This window comes from Thiocapsa sp., assembly GCF_011390875.1.
GTDB lineage: Bacteria > Pseudomonadota > Gammaproteobacteria > Chromatiales > Chromatiaceae > Thiocapsa.
Window position 1 is genome coordinate 1 of sequence record NZ_JAABRP010000104.1, and the last position, 17,660, is coordinate 17,660.

15 protein-coding genes are annotated in these 17,660 nt (G+C 65.2%); 6 read left to right on the forward strand and 9 right to left on the reverse strand.

What is annotated here, in order from left to right:
* Positions 1-168: 168 nt before the first annotated feature.
* Positions 169-2,019: a DEAD/DEAH box helicase gene (locus GPT33_RS10000; RefSeq protein ID WP_296808183.1), complete on the reverse strand. Its 1,851-nt coding sequence runs from the start codon at positions 2,017-2,019 to the stop codon at positions 169-171.
* A 225-nt stretch (positions 2,020-2,244) separates the two neighbouring features.
* Between GPT33_RS10000 and GPT33_RS10005 the strand changes: the two genes are divergently transcribed.
* Positions 2,245-3,573 carry an AarF/ABC1/UbiB kinase family protein gene (locus GPT33_RS10005; RefSeq protein ID WP_296808186.1) on the forward strand — a complete coding sequence of 443 codons (1,329 nt, stop codon included), beginning with the start codon at positions 2,245-2,247 and terminating at the stop codon, positions 3,571-3,573.
* Between the two features lie 297 nt (positions 3,574-3,870).
* Here GPT33_RS10005 and GPT33_RS10010 read toward each other — a convergent pair whose 3' ends face one another.
* Positions 3,871-5,298 (reverse strand): NAD(P)H-binding protein, encoded by a 1,428-nt coding sequence (locus GPT33_RS10010; RefSeq protein ID WP_296808189.1) that lies wholly within the window; start codon positions 5,296-5,298, stop codon positions 3,871-3,873.
* Positions 5,299-5,405: 107 nt separating this feature from the next.
* Between GPT33_RS10010 and GPT33_RS10015 the strand changes: the two genes are divergently transcribed.
* The 4 genes from GPT33_RS10015 (at position 5,406) to GPT33_RS10030 (ending at position 9,282) form a co-directional block, all read left to right on the forward strand.
* The gene (locus GPT33_RS10015; RefSeq protein ID WP_296808192.1) at positions 5,406-7,106 is read left to right on the forward strand and encodes a cation:proton antiporter; all 1,701 of its coding nucleotides are present in this window, start codon (positions 5,406-5,408) and stop codon (positions 7,104-7,106) included.
* 240 nt (positions 7,107-7,346) lie between these two features.
* Positions 7,347-8,012: a protein-L-isoaspartate O-methyltransferase gene (locus GPT33_RS10020; RefSeq protein WP_296808194.1), complete on the forward strand. Its 666-nt coding sequence runs from the start codon at positions 7,347-7,349 to the stop codon at positions 8,010-8,012.
* A gap of 218 nt (positions 8,013-8,230) precedes the next feature.
* Positions 8,231-8,551, forward strand: a complete 321-nt coding sequence (locus tag GPT33_RS10025) for a rhodanese-like domain-containing protein (RefSeq protein WP_296808196.1) — start codon at positions 8,231-8,233, stop codon at positions 8,549-8,551.
* 143 nt (positions 8,552-8,694) lie between these two features.
* Positions 8,695-9,282: an isochorismatase family protein gene (locus GPT33_RS10030; protein WP_296808199.1), complete on the forward strand. Its 588-nt coding sequence runs from the start codon at positions 8,695-8,697 to the stop codon at positions 9,280-9,282.
* 68 nt (positions 9,283-9,350) lie between these two features.
* Here the strand turns inward: GPT33_RS10030 and waaA are convergent, their stop codons facing one another.
* On the reverse strand, positions 9,351-10,625 hold the full coding sequence (gene waaA, locus GPT33_RS10035) for a lipid IV(A) 3-deoxy-D-manno-octulosonic acid transferase (RefSeq protein ID WP_296808204.1): 1,275 nt from the start codon (positions 10,623-10,625) through the stop codon (positions 9,351-9,353).
* A gap of 54 nt (positions 10,626-10,679) precedes the next feature.
* A complete protein-coding gene (gene hldE, locus GPT33_RS10040) occupies positions 10,680-12,122 on the reverse strand; it encodes a bifunctional D-glycero-beta-D-manno-heptose-7-phosphate kinase/D-glycero-beta-D-manno-heptose 1-phosphate adenylyltransferase HldE (protein WP_296808207.1) in 1,443 nt (480 codons plus the stop codon).
* A 424-nt stretch (positions 12,123-12,546) separates the two neighbouring features.
* Between hldE and GPT33_RS10045 the strand changes: the two genes are divergently transcribed.
* Positions 12,547-13,179 carry a hypothetical protein gene (locus GPT33_RS10045; RefSeq protein WP_296808215.1) on the forward strand — a complete coding sequence of 211 codons (633 nt, stop codon included), beginning with the start codon at positions 12,547-12,549 and terminating at the stop codon, positions 13,177-13,179.
* A 28-nt stretch (positions 13,180-13,207) separates the two neighbouring features.
* On the opposite strand, the gene GPT33_RS10050 is transcribed toward GPT33_RS10045, so the two are convergent.
* The 5 genes from GPT33_RS10050 to GPT33_RS10070 all read right to left on the reverse strand — a co-directional run bounded on the left by GPT33_RS10050 (position 13,208) and on the right by GPT33_RS10070 (position 17,359).
* Positions 13,208-14,506 (reverse strand): dihydroorotase, encoded by a 1,299-nt coding sequence (locus tag GPT33_RS10050; RefSeq protein ID WP_296808218.1) that lies wholly within the window; start codon positions 14,504-14,506, stop codon positions 13,208-13,210.
* On the reverse strand, positions 14,499-15,506 hold the full coding sequence (locus GPT33_RS10055) for an aspartate carbamoyltransferase catalytic subunit (RefSeq protein WP_296808221.1): 1,008 nt from the start codon (positions 15,504-15,506) through the stop codon (positions 14,499-14,501). The genes GPT33_RS10050 and GPT33_RS10055 overlap by 8 nt, the downstream gene beginning before the upstream one ends.
* A complete protein-coding gene (pyrR, locus tag GPT33_RS10060) occupies positions 15,503-16,102 on the reverse strand; it encodes a bifunctional pyr operon transcriptional regulator/uracil phosphoribosyltransferase PyrR (protein ID WP_296808224.1) in 600 nt (199 codons plus the stop codon). Before pyrR ends, GPT33_RS10055 begins: the two co-directional genes overlap by 4 nt.
* Before the next feature lie 225 nt (positions 16,103-16,327).
* Positions 16,328-16,747, reverse strand: a complete 420-nt coding sequence (gene ruvX, locus GPT33_RS10065; RefSeq protein WP_296808228.1) for a Holliday junction resolvase RuvX — start codon at positions 16,745-16,747, stop codon at positions 16,328-16,330.
* 48 nt (positions 16,748-16,795) lie between these two features.
* Complete coding sequence (locus GPT33_RS10070; RefSeq protein ID WP_296808232.1) at positions 16,796-17,359, reverse strand: YqgE/AlgH family protein; 564 nt, start codon at positions 17,357-17,359, stop codon at positions 16,796-16,798.
* Positions 17,360-17,660 lie beyond the last annotated feature (301 nt).

Below are 17,660 nucleotides of genomic sequence, written 5' to 3' on the forward strand. Positions count from 1 at the left end.
GGTGCGGTATGCGTAGTGTGTTGGATTCGCTTGGCCGCGCCGGCTCCAACGACCGTTGGAGCCGGCGCGGTTTAGGTTAAATCTCCTGAACCGCGTCAACTCAAAGTCCGAATCGATACTCGTACGTCCGCACCGGACTCAAGCCTCGAGCCAGGCCCCGGACGCGGTTCAGCCGGGATCCGTGCGCTTGCGCTTGCGCTCCTGATGAAATCCGGACTCCCGGGGCTTGCGCTCGTAGGTCGGCTGATCGGGGCGAGCGCCGCCGGGACCCTCTCCCCCGCTGCGCCGCGTCCCGCCAGCCGCCCCATCCGCCAGCGAGATCCGCAGCGCCTGCCCACGGACGTAGACCCGCTTGAGGTGATTGAAGATCTCGCGCGGCATACCTTCCGGGAGGTCGACCAAGGAGTGATCGTCCCGGATGTCGATCCGGCCGATGTAGCGACCTTCCAGCCCGGACTCGTTGGCGATGGCGCCCACGATCTCGCGCGGGGTGGCGCCGTGCTGGTGGCCGACCTCGATCCGATAGCTGGTGAGCCCCTCGGACCCGCGCCCCTGCGTGCGCGGGCGGTCGCGACTGTCTTCGCGCCGGGGCGTTGCGCCCCGCTCGCCGTCGCGGGGGGCACGCGGACGTCCCTCGTCGCGACCTTCGCTCCGTGACGGGCGCTCGGGCCGCGTCGCCGCCGGACGCGGCAGATCCGCTTGGACATCGAGTGGACGCTCGCGCTGAGTCAAATAGGCCAGCGCCGCGGCGATGTCCATCATCTCCAGCTCCTGCTCGGTGGCAAGCCGTGCGACCAGACGATAGAAGAAGTCCAGATCCTGCTCGGTCAGGGTCTTGCGCAGCTCGGCGGTGAAGCGGTCGATGCGCGACTCGCTCAGCTGGGAGGCCGAGGGCGGCTCCATCGCCGGAACGCTGCGTCGGATGGTGCGCTCTATCGCGCGCAGCAGCCCGCGCTCGCGCGGCTCGACCAGCAGGATGGCCCGACCGGCGCGTCCGGCGCGCCCGGTCCGCCCGATCCGGTGGACATAGGCGGAGGGATCCGTCGGGATGTCGTAGTTCACCACATGGCTGAGCCGCTCCACGTCGAGTCCGCGCGCGGCCACATCGGTTGCGACCAGGATGTCCAGATGGCCCTGCTTAAGGCGCTCGACGGTGCGCTCGCGCATCTCCTGGCTCATGTCGCCGTTCAGCGGCTCGGCGGCGAAACCGTGCGCCTTGAGCTTGTCGGCGAGCTCGACGGTCGCATGTTTGGTGCGTACGAAGACGAGCATGCCGTCGAACGGCTCGAGCTCAAGGATGCGGGTGAGCACGTCCAGCTTGTGGAATCGGGTGACGACGCAGTGGTGCTGGTCGATGGTGTCGACCGTCTCCGAGTCCGCCGTGACGCGGATCTCGACCGGATCGGAGAGTCGGGTCTGGGCGACGCGGCGGATCCCCGCGGGCATGGTCGCGGAGAAGAGCGCGACTTGGCGTCCGGGCGGGGTCTGCTCGAAGATCCAGTCGATATCCTCCGCGAAGCCCATGTTGAGCATCTCGTCGGCCTCGTCCAGGACCAGCGTCTTGAGCATGTCGAGCGCGAGTGTGCCGCGCTTGAGATGGTCCATCACACGCCCTGGCGTGCCGACGATCACCTGCGGATTGCGTTTGAGCTGGCTCAGCTGTAGGCCGTAGCCTTGACCGCCGTAGATCGGCAGCACGAGAAAGCCCTTCAGATGCTGGGCATAGCCTTGGAAGGCTTCGGCGACTTGGAGCGCGAGCTCGCGGGTCGGCGTGAGCACCAGGACCTGGGGTCCGCGCTGCGTGGGATCGACGCGGCTGAGCAACGGAAGGGCGAAGGCGGCCGTCTTGCCGGTGCCGGTCTGGGCTTGGCCGAGCAGGTCGCGACCGGCGAGCAGGTGCGGAATACATTGGCTTTGAACGGGCGTCGGTGTCTCGTATCCGAGATCTTCGACGGCTTGAGCGATCGCGGGGGCTAGGCCGAGTTGGCCGAAGCCGAGACTCGTGTCGGGGGTGTCCATCGTGGGGCCTCGAAAGAATGGCGCGTCCGGCGGGAAGTCCGGCGGACCATCCAGGGGGATTCGCAAAGTAACAGGGTATTATCTGCGCGGCTCGCAGCTGGATCAAGTTTGATTCGCGGCTCGGGTGCGATTCCGCATCGTTGCAGTGCGGATAACTCGATACCATGTCCAATCTTTGGTCTGGACAGGATCCGGACGCCGCAAATTCTAATACGAGGAAACCCAATGTCCAGCACACCGACCCGACCCGGCATGGCCGTCCCGAGCACGCGTCTGAGTCGCCTTTGGCACCTCGGACGTGCCACCGGGGATCTCGCCGCCGGGATCGGCGTGAAGGGTCTGATGGAGCTCGCCCGGACCCGGCGCAGCGCCGAGCCGTCGCGGATCCGGCTCTCGCCCGAGCACACCCGTCGTTTTACCGACCGTCTCGCGAGGATGCGGGGTGCCGTCATGAAAATGGGGCAGCTCATGTCCATGGACGGCTCGGACATCTTCACGCCCGAGGCCGCGGAGATCATGAGCGCCTTGCGCGAGCGCGCTGAACCGATGCCGATGAGCCAGCTCGCCGGGGTTCTGGAGCGCGAATACGGGCCGGGCTGGAACGAGAAGTTCAAGCGTTTCGAGTTCACGCCCGTGGCCTCTGCCTCGATCGGGCAGGTCCACCGGGCCGAGACGCGCGACGGGCGTCGTCTCGCGCTCAAGATCCAGTTTCCGGGCGTGCGCGAGAGTATCGACAGCGACATCGACAACCTCGCCTTCCTGGCCCGGACCCTCGGCATGGCTCCGGCGGGTGTGGACCTGACGCCTTATTTGGAGGGCGCGCGCCGACAGCTCCATCAGGAGGCCGACTACGGCGCCGAGGCGGATTCGCTCGAGGCGTATGGGGCCGGTGTCGGCGCGGATCCGGACTTCCTCGTCCCGCGTGTGCACCGCGACCTCTCCACGACGCGCGTGCTGGCGATGGATTTCGCCGAGGGTGTCCCGGTCGACCGCTTGGCCGACAGCGGCTACAGCTGCGAGGAGCGCGACCGCGCCGCAACGGCATTGACGCGGCTGTCCATGCGCGAGCTTTTCGAGTTCGGTCTCGTCCAATCCGACCCGAACTTCGGCAATTATCTCTACGACGCCGACAGCGGGCGGATCGTGCTGCTCGATTTCGGCGCCGCGCTGCCGGTGAGGTCGGATCTCGTCGAGCGCTATCGACAGCTCGCCTGTGCTGCATTCGCCGATGACCGTGCTGCAATGCGTGCGGCCTCGATCGATCTGGGCTATGTCGGCGCGAACGATCCGAGCGAGCAGGTCAACGCGCTCATCGACCTCTTGCGCATGTCCAGCGAGCCGCTGCGCAGCCCGGGGCGGTACGATTTCGGCGTCTCAGACCTCTTCGAGCGCGTTTACGCGCGCGGCCGCGAGATGTTCTACTCAGGCGCCTTCAGCACCGTGCCGGCACCGGAGACGATGTTCCTGCACCGCAAGTTCATGGGCGCTTTCATGTTGTGTCGGCGTCTGCGCGCGCGGGTGGATCTCGGGGGGATGCTGAGGCCGTATCTCTGAGGCCGTATCTCTGAGGGTAGTGACGCTTCAGGAACAAGGTAAGCGTGTTGTTTCGCTCGTAGGATGGGTAGAGCGCCAGCGAAACCCATCCTCCAAACCGCCGCGTTGCGGGGTTTCGGCCTGATGCGCTTGGCGCGGGCTGGATGGGCTTCGCTTCGCTCTACCCATCCTACATGTTTCGGTTGTTTTCGAATCGTTTCTTAGCTTCCAGCCACCGGTGGTCGGCTGTGCCTCGTACGGTCCGGCACAACCGACGACCTAATAGCGAACCGCAGCAGGAAGATGGCGGCCGGCGGCTCACCGCGCCAACCGTGCGAGCCGCCGTTGATAGCGCCGCATGACCAGAAGATGCGCGACCGCCTGGGTCCAGAGATAGACATACCAGGGCAGGGCGGGTGCAAAGTCATGGATGGCGGCCATGGTATAGCGATCGTCCAGCAAGGTCTGGAACTCGAAGCGGGCACGGCCCGGCGCGTCCGGTCGGCTCAGGAGACCGCCGACGATGGCGTAGACCTGACGTTGCGGGCTGCTCTCCTCGGCCAGCCATTGGAGCGTCAACAGGTGCAGGCGCGGGAAGCGGATGAAGACGCTGCATCGACCCGTGTCGTCGATGTGGGTGCAGACCATGGGCCAACAGCAGGCGCCGAGCCAGCGGAAATAATTCCCGGCGACCCAGGCGGCATCTTGGCCGGGCGGCAGGATCACCCGCTGGATGGAACGCACCAGCCGCGCGCGGCGCATCAGTTCGCGGCTCTGACCCTCGATCGGCTGACGCGGGCTCGGCAACAGGTGTCGACCCGACGGGTCGAGCGCGGCGCGCAGCGCCTCGCTGAACGGGATCGCCGACGGGTCGATCGCGCGCTGCACCGGGTTGTCGCGAATCACCGTGTCCTGAGGCAGACTTTCCAGGGCCGGGCCGACCACGGCAGAAGGGGCACCGCTGAAGAACCTTGCGGTGGCCGAGGCCAGCCAGAGCGGCATCCAAGGCAGGGTCAGGATGCGTCTCCGAAGTCCGAGCACCTCGGCCGTTTGACGCAGCATCTCTTCGTAGCTCAAGCACTCGGGACCGCCGATGTCGTATGCGCCCCGACAGGTCTGCGGCTGCCCTAGGCAGTGGCGCACCGCCCGAACCAGATCCACCAGCGCGATCGGCCGGGTCATCGAACGGGCGCTCGGCGGCAGCAAGAGCAGCGGCAAGCGCCGGACGAGATCGACCAGCAGCCGCGGGGCCGAGCCGCCGGCGCCGACGACCAGTCCGGCACGCAGGGCCGTCACCGGCGTGCCTCGCGAGGCCAGCACCAGCTCGACCTCGCGCCGACTCCAAAGCAGCGGCGAGATTCGGAAGCTGTCCGGGATCAACCCGCCGACGACGATGATCTGTTTCACCCCGTTTGCCGCCGCGGCATGAGCGAAGTTGTCGGCCAAGATGAGATCCATGTCGCGCGGATTGGCCTGCGTCAGGCGCGAAGATGGCGCCAGTGAATGCACCAGATAGATGGCGTAATCGCAGTCCGAGAGTCCCTCGACCAAATCCGGTGCCGAGAAGAGATCGCAATGGCGCCAAGTGACGCGCTGATCCGGGTCGGACGTTTGTGCCCGGGCGGGCGATCGTGTCAGCGCCCGAACTGAAAAGACGTCCGTCAGGGCGCGGCAGACGGCGGTGCCGATAAAGCCGCTGGCACCGGCGACGGCGACCCTCGGCCGCCGGGGTTGAGTGGATGGCATGGCGTCCTGTCTCTCAAGAGATGTCCCGACCGAACGCAATAGGATATACCTCCGAGCGCGGCTCCGGCGTCGCATGCAACCCCTTTGGAATTTGGTAGAGTCGCGGCATGGAGCTCAACAGCTTTGTTCTTTCGGCAATCGCGCTGCTCACCGTGGCGGCGCTGGCTGTCGCCTTGTTCAAACACCTGGGGCTGGGCTCGATCCTCGGGCTTCTGGTGGCGGGCATCGTGGTCGGGCCGCACTCGCCCGGTCCATCGGTGACGGCGCATGTCGAGGACGTGCGCAACTTCACCGAGCTCGGCGTGGTCATGCTGCTCTTTCTGATCGGTCTGGAGATGAAGCCGCGGCGGCTCTGGTCGCTCCGCCGCGAGGTCTTCGGGATGGGTTCGGCACAGATCCTGATCTCCGGTCTTCTCGTGGCCGGCTACATCTCGCTCTACGACTACTCCTGGCGGGCGTCGCTCTTGATGGGGCTGACCTTGGCGCTCTCCTCGACGGCCTTGGTCATGCAAACCCTTCACGAGCGCGCCGACCTCGCCACCCGTCACGGGACCGCCGCCTTTGCCGTCCTTTTGATGCAGGATTTGGCGGTGGTGCCGTTGCTCGCGATCGTGCCGATCCTCTCGGATGTCGGCACCCTGTCCTCCGACGTGCCCTTCTGGCAGCAGATCCTGGTTGTTGCCGGTATGGTGGGATTGGTCGTCGGCTTCGGGCGTTACCTGGTGCCCGTCGCGCTGAGATACCTGCTGCGTCAGCACAACCGCGAGGCATTTACCCTGGTCGTGCTGCTGGCGGTCTTTCTGGCGGCCGGGGCGATGCACGAGGCCGGGCTATCGATGGCGCTCGGCGGCTTCATGATGGGGATGCTGCTCTCGACCTCGCGCTTCAGCTTTCAGATCCAAGCCCAGATTGAACCCTTCAAGGGGTTGTTGATGAGCCTCTTTTTTGTCGCTGTCGGGATGTCGATCGACCTGGAGGCGATCGCGGCTCAGCCCTTGTTGCTCGCTCAGCATGTCGGCGTGATCCTCGCCATCAAGCTCGTCGTGCTCTTGTTGATCGGCATGGCCTTCGGACTGCCTCGCGGAACGGCGACGCGCGTCGCTTTCATGTTGGCTCAGAGCGGGGAGTTCGGCTTTGTCCTCTTCGGCTCGGCCAAGGTGCTCGGTGTCATCGACGATGCGACCTTTGTTATTGCCGTGAGCGTGATCTCGGTCAGTATGTTGCTGACGCCATTGCTGGTGCGGATCGGCGATGCCTCGGCGCGTCGACTCGAGCACCGAACGGCGTCGCCGCCGAGCTTCGAGTATCCGGCCACCACGGATGGTCAGGCGAAACGGGTCGTGATTGCGGGTTACGGCCGGGTCGGTCATACGGTCGCGACCCTCCTGGAGGCCAACGACATCCCTTTCATCGCCTTCGACACCAACCCGGTCCACGTCGAGCGCGGCGAGCAGGACGGTCGCGCCGTCTATTTCGGCGACATCGGCGATGTCGAGCTTTTGGAGGCCGCGCAAGTGGACAAGGCGGCCTTGGTGATCCTCACCGTCGATCATGGACCGACCGCCTTGCGGGCCGTCTCGCATATCCGCACCGCCTACCCGAAGGTGCCCGTTATCGCCCGCGCGCGTGACCTGGAAGCCTGCGGTAGTCTCATCCGCGCCGGCGCGACGCTGGCTTACCCCGAGGCCATCGAGAGCAGCCTGCGCCTGGGGGCGGAAGCCCTGCAGATGCTCGGCATCTCCACGAGCGAGGTCGACTCCCTGCTCCAGGGTGTGCGCAGCGAGGGCTATGCGCAGGTGGTCGAGTAAGTGGCGATTCAGAAAAAAGTGAACGCCTCGATGAACGCGTCGAATGGGTAGAGCGTCAGCGAAACCGATCCTCCAAACCGCAGCGTTGCCCGGTTTCGGTCCGATGCCCTTGGCGCGGGCTGGATGGGTTTCGCTTCGCTCTACCCATCTACAGGCTCAACACCATCCCGGTTGCTCGATCCGCCTAAACTCAGTAGGCTTCCGGGCCGCCTAGAACAAGATACCGAGGACTCGATTCCGATGGACATCACCGCCGAGCGTGCGCGTTTCAACATGATTCAACAGCAGATTCGTCCATGGAACGTCCTGGACGACCGGGTCCTCGATGCGATGGCGGAGATTCGGCGCGAGGCATTCGTGCCCGACGCCTACCAGGGCCTCGCCTATGCCGATATCGAGATCCCGATCGGCGTGAGCTCCTGCATGTTGGCGCCCAAGGTTGTCGGGCGCATGCTGCAGGCGCTCGACGTGCAGGCCGGCGAGCGGGTGCTGGAGATCGGTGCGGGGACGGGTTATGTGAGCGCCTGCCTCGATCGCCTGGGCGGGCGGGTGATCGGGGTCGAGATCGACCCCGGCCTGGCGGACGAGGCGCGTGTGCGGTTGGCCAGCTTGGGACTCGAGTCGATCGAGATCCGCGCCGGCGATGCGCTGAGCGAGCCTGTCGAGGGAGGGCCGTTCGATGTGATCGCCGTCACCGGATCGATGCCCACCGAGGCCGCCTTGCCGCTGCTTCAGGAGCAATTAGCCCCGGGCGGGCGTCTGTTCTGCATCCTCGGGGTAGAGCCCGCGATGGAGGCTGTCCTGATCACCCGTATCGGCGAGCGTGATTTTCCCCGAGAAGGGTTGTTCGAGACCTCGACGCTTGCCTTGCAAAATGCCGTCGTGGCGGATGCCTTTGAGTTCTGAACCGCGCTGAACCGCGTCAGGGGTTTCATGCGGAGCTTGGGTGCGGACTCGGTGTCGTTTGAATCAACGGGCGTTGCAGTGGACGCGGTTCAGGAAATTGGAAAGTTAGGTTTGAACCATTGTGGTGCGTTCGTGGGCTGGGTGCTTTCTTCGAGGGTTGGTAGGTCGACCTTCGGAAACGCATGCCCCTGGGGCATGGTTGAATACGGGGGTTGGTGATGCGTCGAATGGGGCCGAAAGAGGTTGCGCAGTGGTTGGCCGCGGACGGCGAGCCGCCGGTTTTGCTCGATGTCCGCGAGCCGTGGGAGTTTCAGATCTGTCGGATCGAGGGATCTTTATCCATCCCGATGGGGCAGATCCCGGGGGCATTGGCGCGATTGGATCCGAATCGCGAGATCGTCGTGATCTGCCATCACGGGATTCGCAGCTATCAGGTTGCGCGGTTCCTCGAACAGCAGGGTTTTACCCGCATGGTCAATCTCGACGGCGGCGTTGCGGCCTGGGCGCGTGACCTGGATCCCGAGATGCCGGTCTACTGATCTCCAGCCGGTCTCTGCCCGCGTGCGGCTCGGGTGGAATGCCGCTTTTCCTTGATTCCCGTCGGGAAACTGACGCACACTCCTCTGCGCCACGGGCGTTTTCGGCCACGGGCGATCCAATAACAATATTGCGAGGACACGCCATGAGTACACATCAAGCGCAGATGCCGCTTTGTCAGAGGGCATTTTCCCAGCTCCTGATCATCGATGCCCAAGAACGTTTGGCGCATGCGATGCCTGCCGACGAACTGGATCTGGTCGTCGGAAACATCAATCGGCTCGTGTCGGCCGCCAAGATCCTCGGCATCCCGGTCATCGCGACCCAGCACAACTCCAAAGGGCTCGGACCGGTCATGGCGAGCATCCGCGACAACATGCCTGAGGGCGCGGATCCGACCGAGAAGACCGCGTTCTCCTGCTGCACGGCACCGGGGTTCGAGCGCAACATCTCCGCCCATCCGGATCGGCGTCAGTTGATCGTCGTGGGGATGGAGGCACACATCTGTATCGTCCAGACCGTCTCCGGGCTCCAGCGCTGGGGGTATCAGGTGTTTGTTCCGGCCGATGCCATTATCTCGCGGAAATCCGTGTTCAAACAGAACGTACTGGACCGCATGCGCCACGCCGGGACCCAAGTCGTCTGCACCGAGTCGGTCGGCTTCGAATGGCTCGGTGACTCGACCGACGCCCAGTTTCGCGAGGTTTGGTCGCTGTTCAAGGCAGCGGATTGACGCGCCGGGGTGGCCGCTAACGGGTCGTTCCCTCGGCACGAACGTCGCCTGCCCTCGGTCGATCCGCATTACCCTCGCATCTTCGGCAAGCGGGCTTCGATCAGGGTCATGAGCCGATCGAGTGCGCCGCGATTCGCCTCGACGACGCGACGGCCGTTCTCGCCGATGCGCGCCCGCTCGGTGGCGTCGCTCAGCCAGGAGATCATGAGGTGCGCCAGCGCTTCGGTGTCGGCGACCTCCACCGCCCCTTCTTCAGCGCACAGCAGCTGCGTGATGGCCGCGAAGTTGAAGTGGTGAGGACCGATGGCGACGGGCACGCCCGCCGCTGCCGCCTCCAGGAGGTTGTGACCGCCGGTCGGCACCAGACTGCCGCCGATGAAGGCCGCGTCGGCTGCGGCGAGAAAGACCGGAAGCTCTCCCATGGTGTCGCCGAGAAAGACCGCCGTGCTCGGCGTGCACGGTTCCTGGCGGCTGCGACGGGCGAGTGCCATGCCCTGCCGCGTCACCGTTTCGGCAACGCGATCGAAGCGTTCCGGATGGCGCGGAACCAGCACCAGCAGGGCCTCGGGCAAGACCGTTCGAACGCGTTGGTGAGCCTCGAGGACAGGTCTGTCCTCCCCTTCATGGGTGCTCGCCGCGACCCACACCGGACGCTGCCCTCCCCACGCGCGTCGCATTGCCTCGGCCTGGTCGAGCAGGCTCGCCGGCTGGCGCAGGTCGAACTTGATGCTGCCCGTCACCTGGACCCGATCGGGATCGGCCCCCAATGCGATGAAGCGCCGGGCGTCCGGCTCCGCTTGGACAGCGATTAAATCGAAGCCGTGCAGCGTCTCGCGTGTGAGGTGCGCGAACCGTCGATAGCCCCGAGCGGAGCGTTCGGAGAGGCGGGCGTTCGCCAGGATCACCGGGATGCCGCGTGCCGCGCAGGCCGCCAGGGTGTTGGGCCAGATCTCGGTCTCCATGACGATGAGCAGAGCCGGAGTTGTTCGGCTCAGGAAGCGGTCGAGGATTCCGGGAAGATCGTAGGGGGTGTAGCGGTGCGACACGCTGTCGCCGAAGCGCTCGCGCAGCCGTTCGGCGCCGGTCGGTGTGGTGGTCGTGACCAGGATGGGCAGCGGCGGGTCGTGTTCCATCAGGCGCTTAATCAAAGGCTCCGCGGCCTGGACCTCGCCGACCGAAACCGCATGGATCCAGATCTGTGTCGCGGGCGCCGCGGACCCGAGACCGAGGCGTTCGCCGACACGGCGGCGATAAGCCGGGGATTTCAAACTGCGCCAATACAGGCGCAGCAGCGCAAACGGCAGCAGGATACTCAGGAGGAGCGTGTAGAGGGGGCGTGTCATCGGCCGAGGGCGGCTCCATAGGCGATCGAAATCGGGCGGCGCAGCGACATGGCTTCAATTGCCCTGGACCGTGCCTCGGATCGTGCCGAGGATCCTTGTAGTGGAGCGCCCGGGCAGCAGATCGAGGACGCGCACCTCTCCGCCGTTGGCGCGCACGCATTGCGCCCCGGCGATCTCCTCCGGCCGGTAGTCCCCGCCCTTGACCAGCAGGTCCGGTTTGACCCGGCAGATGAGTGCCTCGGGCGTGTCCTCGGAGAAGGCGCAGACCCAGTCGACCGAGGCGAGACCGGCGAGCACGGCCATGCGTTGCTCGATACCGTTGATCGGTCGCTCCGGGCCCTTCAGTCGGCTCACCGAGGCATCGTCGTTGACTGCCACGATCAAGCGATCGCCGAGCCGTTTGGCCTGCTGCAGATAGGCGACATGACCCTCATGCAGGATGTCGAAGCAGCCGTTGGTCATGACGATCCGCTCGCCGGCGGCGCGCGCGGCCTCGACCGCGTCGATCAATGCAGTCTGGTCCAGTACCGTATGCCATTCGCTGCCCTGATAAGCGCGCTCCAACTCGCGCGCGGCGACCGTCGCGGTGCCCAGTTTTCCCACCGCAAGACCGGCCGCGCAGTTGGCCAGCGCGCAGGCCTCGTCAAGTGCGACGCCCGCGCCCAGCGCGGCGGCCAAGGTCGCGATCACGGTGTCGCCGGCACCGGTCACGTCGAAGACCTCGCGGGCACGTGTGGGCAGGTGCAGCGCTTCGGTATCCGGTCGCAGCAGCAGCATGCCGCGCTCGCCGAGCGTGATCAGCATCGCCTGAAGGTCGAGCTCGGCACGCAGCCGCTGGCCTCGCTCGATGAGCGCGACATCGTCGCCACAGACACCGACGATCGCTTCAAGCTCCGCCCGGTTCGGGGTTAGGAGTGTGGCGCCGCGGTAGCGCGTGAAATCCAGTCCCTTGGGGTCCACGAGCACGGGTTTGCCGCACTCCAATGCCAGTGCGATGAGATGCTGCGGGTCGGCCAGCGTCCCTTTGGCGTAGTCCGAAAGCACCAGCAGATCGCAAGCATCGAGCGCATTGCAGACCAGCGCCGGAAGCGGGTCGTCGGCGAGCGGCGTCAAGGGCGCCTCGAAGTCCAAGCGGATCAGCTGTTGATGCTGGCTCAAGACCCGCAGCTTGGTGACGGTGGGCACATCCGCGCGTCTGTGCACTCGGGTACGGATACCGTGCGCATCGAGTCGTGCGAGCAGCACATCGGCCGCTTCGTCGTTGCCCGTCACGCCCGTCAGAGTGACATGGCTGCCCAGCGCGGCCAGGTTAAGCGCCACGTTCGCCGCACCGCCCGGGCGGTCGTCCACCCGCGCGACGTGCACCACCGGCACCGGGGCCTCGGGCGAGATCCGACGCGTTGCGCCGCTCCAATAGCGGTCGAGCATCAGGTCGCCGGCCACCAGGATACTGGCGCGGGAAAAATCCGGGAAAGGATGAGTCGAGGTCGGGGGCAAGACGGGCTCCAAGCGAGAGGACGCGACGAGTCTAAACCGCGCCCAGTGCGGTATGCGATGTTTTTGGATGGGATCGGCCCCGGCGGATTTCAGAACCGCTGGAGCCGGCGCGGTTTAAAGTATTAAAAAATATAAAATTTTAAACCGCGTCCCCCGCTAAGGGTCGTGGATTCACCAAACTTCGAACTCACTCGAAAGTGAGCATCTCGCTCTGGACGCGGTTTAGCCGGAAGGCACGGAGTTTTCGAGGCGAGGAGCGAGAAGCGAGAAGCGAGGAGCGAGAAGCGAGTAGGCGGCGAGGTCCGGGGTCTTCACCTTGAGACTCAAACCACTCACCACTCACCACTCACTCCTCACTCCTCGCCACTCCTTTTGGGATTATGCTTTCACGAGACCAAACGGATTCCATTCGAGGGTTATCGTCATGGGACAAGCCGCACTCAAGCAAGAGGTCGACACGCTGCGGGAGTCCATGAAGGAGCTGAGCTACCAGGCAATGCGCACCGAGATGTCGCTGGCCCGTCTGTCCGAGGAGATGCTCGAGTTCAAGGACGAGATGAGCAGCTTCAAGGACGAGATGCTCGCCTTCAACGAAGAGAGCCAGCGCGAGCGTCGGAGCATGAACAAGCAATGGGGCGATCTCGCCAATCGCCTCGGCACGCCGGTCGAGGACATCGTGGCGCCCAATCTTCCGCGGGTGGCGGCCGAGCTCTTCTCCTGTCCCGTGGCGGATCTGTTCGGGGTCCGCGTCGTGCGCCGCTTCGGGGGCGAGACGCGCGAGTACGATGCGCTGCTGGTCTGCCCGGAGGTGGTCTTGGTCAACGAGACCAAGTCACGCCTGACGGATGCGCATGTCGAGGGCATTCTCGAACGGCTCGCCGAGATCCCCCATGTCTTCCCGGAGTATGCCGATCGTCGCGCCGTCGGAGTCCTGGCGAGCCTCTATCCGGATGCGAGCGTCGTACGTCGTGCCACGCGCCGCGGCGTCTTGGTGATGGGGATGGGCGACGAGACCATGCATATCTTGAACCCGGAGGCACTTGAGTCCGGCGGTTGAGGCCGCTTCGGAACCGGTCCTGCCTCGATCAGCGACCGCTCGCCCGATCGAAGACGATGCGTCCATCCAGCACCGTGGCCATGACGCGCCCGTGCATCTGCGTGTGGAGAAAGGGGCTGTTCTCGCCGTGGCTCAGGAGTGTCTCCGGGGTCGGTATCCAGCAGTCGTTCGGATCGAAGATGCAGACATCCGCCGCCGCCCCGGGCGAGAGATGCCCGAGGTCGAGACCCAAGATCTCGGCGGGACCAAGGGTGAGTCGGGCGATGACGCCCGGCAGGTCGAGCACGCCTTCGCTGACCAGTCGCAGCGCGAGCGGCAGCAGGGTCTCGAGTCCCGAGATGCCCGGCGCGGTCTCGGGGAAGGGCAGCAGCTTGGCATCGGCATCGTGCGGTTGGTGGTCGGAGCAGATGGCGCCGATCTCGCCGGCCGCGAGCGCATGACGCAGGGCATCGCGGTCCGCCAGGGTGCGCAGCGGCGGCACCAGATGGCAGTTGGCGTCGAAGCCGTCGAGGTCGTCTTCGGTGAGGAAGAGTTGGTGGATGGCGACGTCGCCGCTCGCCTGAACGCCGCGGCCGCGCGCCGCGGCCAGCATCACGGTCGCCCGTGCGGTGGATAGACCGCGGAAATGGATGCGTGCGCCGGTCTGGCCGGCCAATGCGAGATCGCGGGCGACGGCGACCGTCTCGGCGGCCTCCGGGATGCCGGGAAGCCCCAGCCGGGCGCTCACGCGGCCTTCGTGTGCACAGCCGCCGCTGGTCAGATCCGGGTCTTGCGGATGCAGGAAGAGCGTCAATCCGAAGGTGGCGGCGTACTCCATCGCACGTCGCTGCACCTGGGCACTGCGGATCGGCCGATCCGCCTGGCTTAACACCGGACAGCCGGCGAGCTTGAGCGCAGCCATCTCGGTGATCTGTTTGCCGTCGAGACCTCGTGTCATGGCGCCGGCCGGCACGACGCGCGCAATGCCGTGTCGCTGTGCGGTTTGCTGAATCAGTTGCGCGACGGCCGGGGTATCGATGACGGGCGAGGTGTCGGGCGGGCAACAGAGCGTCGTGATCCCGGACGCCGCCGCTGCCAGAGTCTCGCTCGCGATCGTCGCCTTCTGCTCCAGACCGGGCTCGCGCAGCCGGGCGCTGAGGTCCACGAAACCGGGGCAGACGATCAGTCCCTGCGCATCGAGAACGCGCTCCGGCTCGAATCCGGAAGGTGCCTCGCCGATCGCGAGCACACGCCCGTCGGCAAGATGCAGATCGACCTCACGATCGATCCGGTTGGCCGGGTCGATCAGACGCCCGCCGCGAATGCTGATTCGCTCAACCTCAGCCATTGGCCTCACCATCCGTTTTGCCGTCCGCCTGCATGGCGATGTTCTGGGTGCCGATACACATGGACATGACCGCCATGCGGATCGCGATCCCGTTGGTGACCTGTTCGAGGATCACCGAGCGGGGTCCGTCGGCGACCTGTGACTCGATCTCGACCCCGCGATTGATGGGGCCTGGATGCATCACGATGGCCTCGGGATGGGCCACGCCGAGGCGCTCTTCGGTGAGGCCATACAATTGGAAGTACTCATGTTCGCTCGGCAGGAGCGCGTTGGTCATGCGCTCGCGTTGCAGCCGCAGCATGATGACGACGTCGACATTGCGGATCCCCTCGCGCAGATCGTGAAAAACCCGCACGCCCAGTGCCTCCTCGGCGAATGCGGGAATCAGGGTGCGCGGGCCGATGACCCGCACCTCGGCCGCACCCAAGGTGTTGAGTGCGAGGATCTGGGAGCGCGCGACACGCGAGTGCAGGATATCGCCGACGATGGCCACTCGAAGGTTCGAAAAATCACCCTTATGGCGGCGGATGGTGAACATGTCCAACATACCCTGGGTCGGATGCGAATAGCGCCCGTCCCCGGCATTGATGACACTCACGTGCGGTGCGGCATGGGCGGCGATGAAATGAGCTGCACCGCTCGAGGCGTGGCGCACCACGAACATGTCGACCTGCATCGACTCGAGGTTGCGCAAGGTATCGAGCAATGTCTCGCCCTTGGCGGTCGCGGAGGTGGAGATGTTGAGGTTGAGCACGTCCGCGGAGAGCCGTTTGGCGGCCAGCTCGAAGGTGGTGCGGGTGCGCGTGCTGGTCTCGAAGAAGAGGTTCGCGACGACCTTGCCGCGGCAAAGCGGGACCTTCTTGACCGCCTGCTGCGTCACCCCGAGAAAGCCTTCGGCGCGGTCCAGGATCTCGACCAAAAGCTCTCGGCTCAGCCCTTCGATCGTCAGAAAGTGTTTGAGGTTGCCCTGCCCGTCGAGCTGCTGGTGGCCTGTCTTCATCGACGAGCCTCGCTCTTGGCGCTTTTGCCGGGGGGATCGACCGATACCTTGTCGGTTTTGGTCGCCGTTTTCTTGGCGCTCTGCCCGCGCATCAGAACGAGCGGGTGCGGTCCGCTGAGTTTAATCTGCTCACCCGGCTCGAGCTTGGCATGCAGGCCGACGACGTTCGGCTCGATCGGCAGCTCGCGCCCGTCCCGCTCGGACAAGGTGACCAAGATGACCGAGGCCGGTCGTCCATAGTCGAACAGGACATTCAGGGCGGCGCGGATCGTGCGGCCGCTCTGCAGGACGTCGTCCACCAGAATCAGGTGACGGTCGTCGATCCCGACCGGCAGATACGAGGGGCGCACCTGCGGATGCATCCCGATGCGGGTGAAGTCGTCGCGGTAGAAGGAGATGTCCAGATGGCCGAGCGGCTCGGCCAGCTCCAGCATCTCGTGCAGCCGATCCGCAACCCAGACCCCGCCGGTATGGATGCCGATCATCAGCGGGGCATCGATGGCGCGCTCGGCGATGAGAGAGCGCAGCTCGTTGGCCATCCGGCCGATGATGCCGTCGATCTCGGCGCTGTCTTTCCAGATTTCGGAATTGATCACGGACGAATGCTCGGGGTTGGTTGCTTGAAGGTCGGGATGCTCAAGTGGCCGGTGAGGCGGAGTGATGTTTCAGAAACAGGTGAACACCTTGATCAAGGCGTAGGATGGGTAGAGCGTCAGCGAAACCCATCCTCCACACCGCCGCGTTGCCGGGTTTCAGTACGATGCCTTTGGCGCGGGCTGGATGGGTTTCGCTTCGCTCTACCCATCCTACGTGTTTCCACTCTACTCAGCGCCATGCTCGTACAGCCAAGTTTCCAGGATCAGGGCGGCGGCAACCGCATCGACGGCATCTCGATCCGCGGAGCGTCCGCGCGGAGTCTCCGCGAGCTGCCGTCGCGCCTCGATCGAGGTCAGGCGCTCGTCGATGAGATGCACTGCGAGGCGGAAGCGTCCTTCGAGCTGGCGCCCGAACCGATGGATCCGAGCGGACCAATCGACCTCCTTGTCGTCCATCGTAAAGGGCAGCCCCACGACGAATGCCTCGGGTTGCCACTCGCGCACCAGGGCGGCGATACCGTCCCAATCCGGCTTGTCGTTGCGGCTGCGAAGCGTCACGAGGGGCGTGGCCGAGCCTGTGATGGTCTGGCCGACCGCGATACCGATCTTGCGCGGACCGAAGTCGAAACCCAGTAGGGTGGTCATGCGGTTCTCGAACGCGCTCGATCCGATGGAGGTCTGACCGGACGCAATCTACGCGTGTCCGGCCTCGCCGCTGAGCAGGTTGAGGTCGACCCCCAGCAGTTGCGCCGCGGCGAGCCAGCGGGCACCCGGGTCCATCCGAAAAATGATCTCGTCACTGGCCGGGCCGCTCAGCCAGGCGTTGGCACTCATCTCTTGTTCCAACTGACCGCTCCCCCAGCCGGCATAACCTAAAGCGACCAGGGTTTGCTCCGGGCCTTCGCCGGAGGCGATGGCCTCGAGCACGTCGCGCGAGGTGGTGACGCTGATATCCGATGTGATGCTCAGAGTCGAGTCGAAGGTCGGCCCGGAGGTGTGCAGCACGAAACCCCGGTCGGTCTGGACAGGTCCACCCTGATAGACCGGGATCTGCTCCACGCTCGGGCGCAAGGCGACGATCTCGAGCTGGTCCAGCAGCTCGCCGAGCCTGACGTCGAGCGGGCGGTTGATCACGATGCCCATGGCGCCCTGATCGGTGTGCTCGCAGACATAGGTCACCGTTCGCGAGAAATTCGGATCCTGAAGACCCGGCATCGCGATCAGGAAGTGGTTGGTGAGCGAGGTGCTGAAGGACATGGTGTTAGTATCCCGGTCGGGGAGTTCTCAAGCAAGTCCGAGCGTGGGCTTGCGGCGACTGGATCGCCGGGGTAGGGTTGCGCAACAAACCGTGTTCCCGGGCTTGGGAGTCCGCGCTCCGCAACGGACGTCGGCGTTCTCCTGCGAGTTTGCGCGCATCTAACGGTTCGTCGATGGGGCTCAAGCCCGACCCACGGCGTGTCTTAGATTTCACGGAAATCACCTTAAACCGCGTCCAGAGCGACATGCGTCATTTTCATGTTGCGTTTGGCTTCGGAGATGTCCTCGATCTCGGTGAGAC

Coding starts and splice junctions, on each gene's coding strand:
- GPT33_RS10000 (WP_296808183.1), bottom strand. CDS start 2,019: ATGGACACCCCCGACACGAGTCTCGGCTTCGGCCAACTCGGCCTAGCC.
- GPT33_RS10005 (WP_296808186.1), top strand. CDS start 2,245: ATGTCCAGCACACCGACCCGACCCGGCATGGCCGTCCCGAGCACGCGT.
- GPT33_RS10010 (WP_296808189.1), bottom strand. CDS start 5,298: ATGCCATCCACTCAACCCCGGCGGCCGAGGGTCGCCGTCGCCGGTGCC.
- GPT33_RS10015 (WP_296808192.1), top strand. CDS start 5,406: ATGGAGCTCAACAGCTTTGTTCTTTCGGCAATCGCGCTGCTCACCGTG.
- GPT33_RS10020 (WP_296808194.1), top strand. CDS start 7,347: ATGGACATCACCGCCGAGCGTGCGCGTTTCAACATGATTCAACAGCAG.
- GPT33_RS10025 (WP_296808196.1), top strand. CDS start 8,231: ATGCGTCGAATGGGGCCGAAAGAGGTTGCGCAGTGGTTGGCCGCGGAC.
- GPT33_RS10030 (WP_296808199.1), top strand. CDS start 8,695: ATGAGTACACATCAAGCGCAGATGCCGCTTTGTCAGAGGGCATTTTCC.
- waaA (WP_296808204.1), bottom strand. CDS start 10,625: ATGACACGCCCCCTCTACACGCTCCTCCTGAGTATCCTGCTGCCGTTT.
- GPT33_RS10045 (WP_296808215.1), top strand. CDS start 12,547: ATGGGACAAGCCGCACTCAAGCAAGAGGTCGACACGCTGCGGGAGTCC.
- GPT33_RS10050 (WP_296808218.1), bottom strand. CDS start 14,506: ATGGCTGAGGTTGAGCGAATCAGCATTCGCGGCGGGCGTCTGATCGAC.
- GPT33_RS10055 (WP_296808221.1), bottom strand. CDS start 15,506: ATGAAGACAGGCCACCAGCAGCTCGACGGGCAGGGCAACCTCAAACAC.
- ruvX (WP_296808228.1), bottom strand. CDS start 16,747: ATGACCACCCTACTGGGTTTCGACTTCGGTCCGCGCAAGATCGGTATC.
- GPT33_RS10070 (WP_296808232.1), bottom strand. CDS start 17,359: ATGTCCTTCAGCACCTCGCTCACCAACCACTTCCTGATCGCGATGCCG.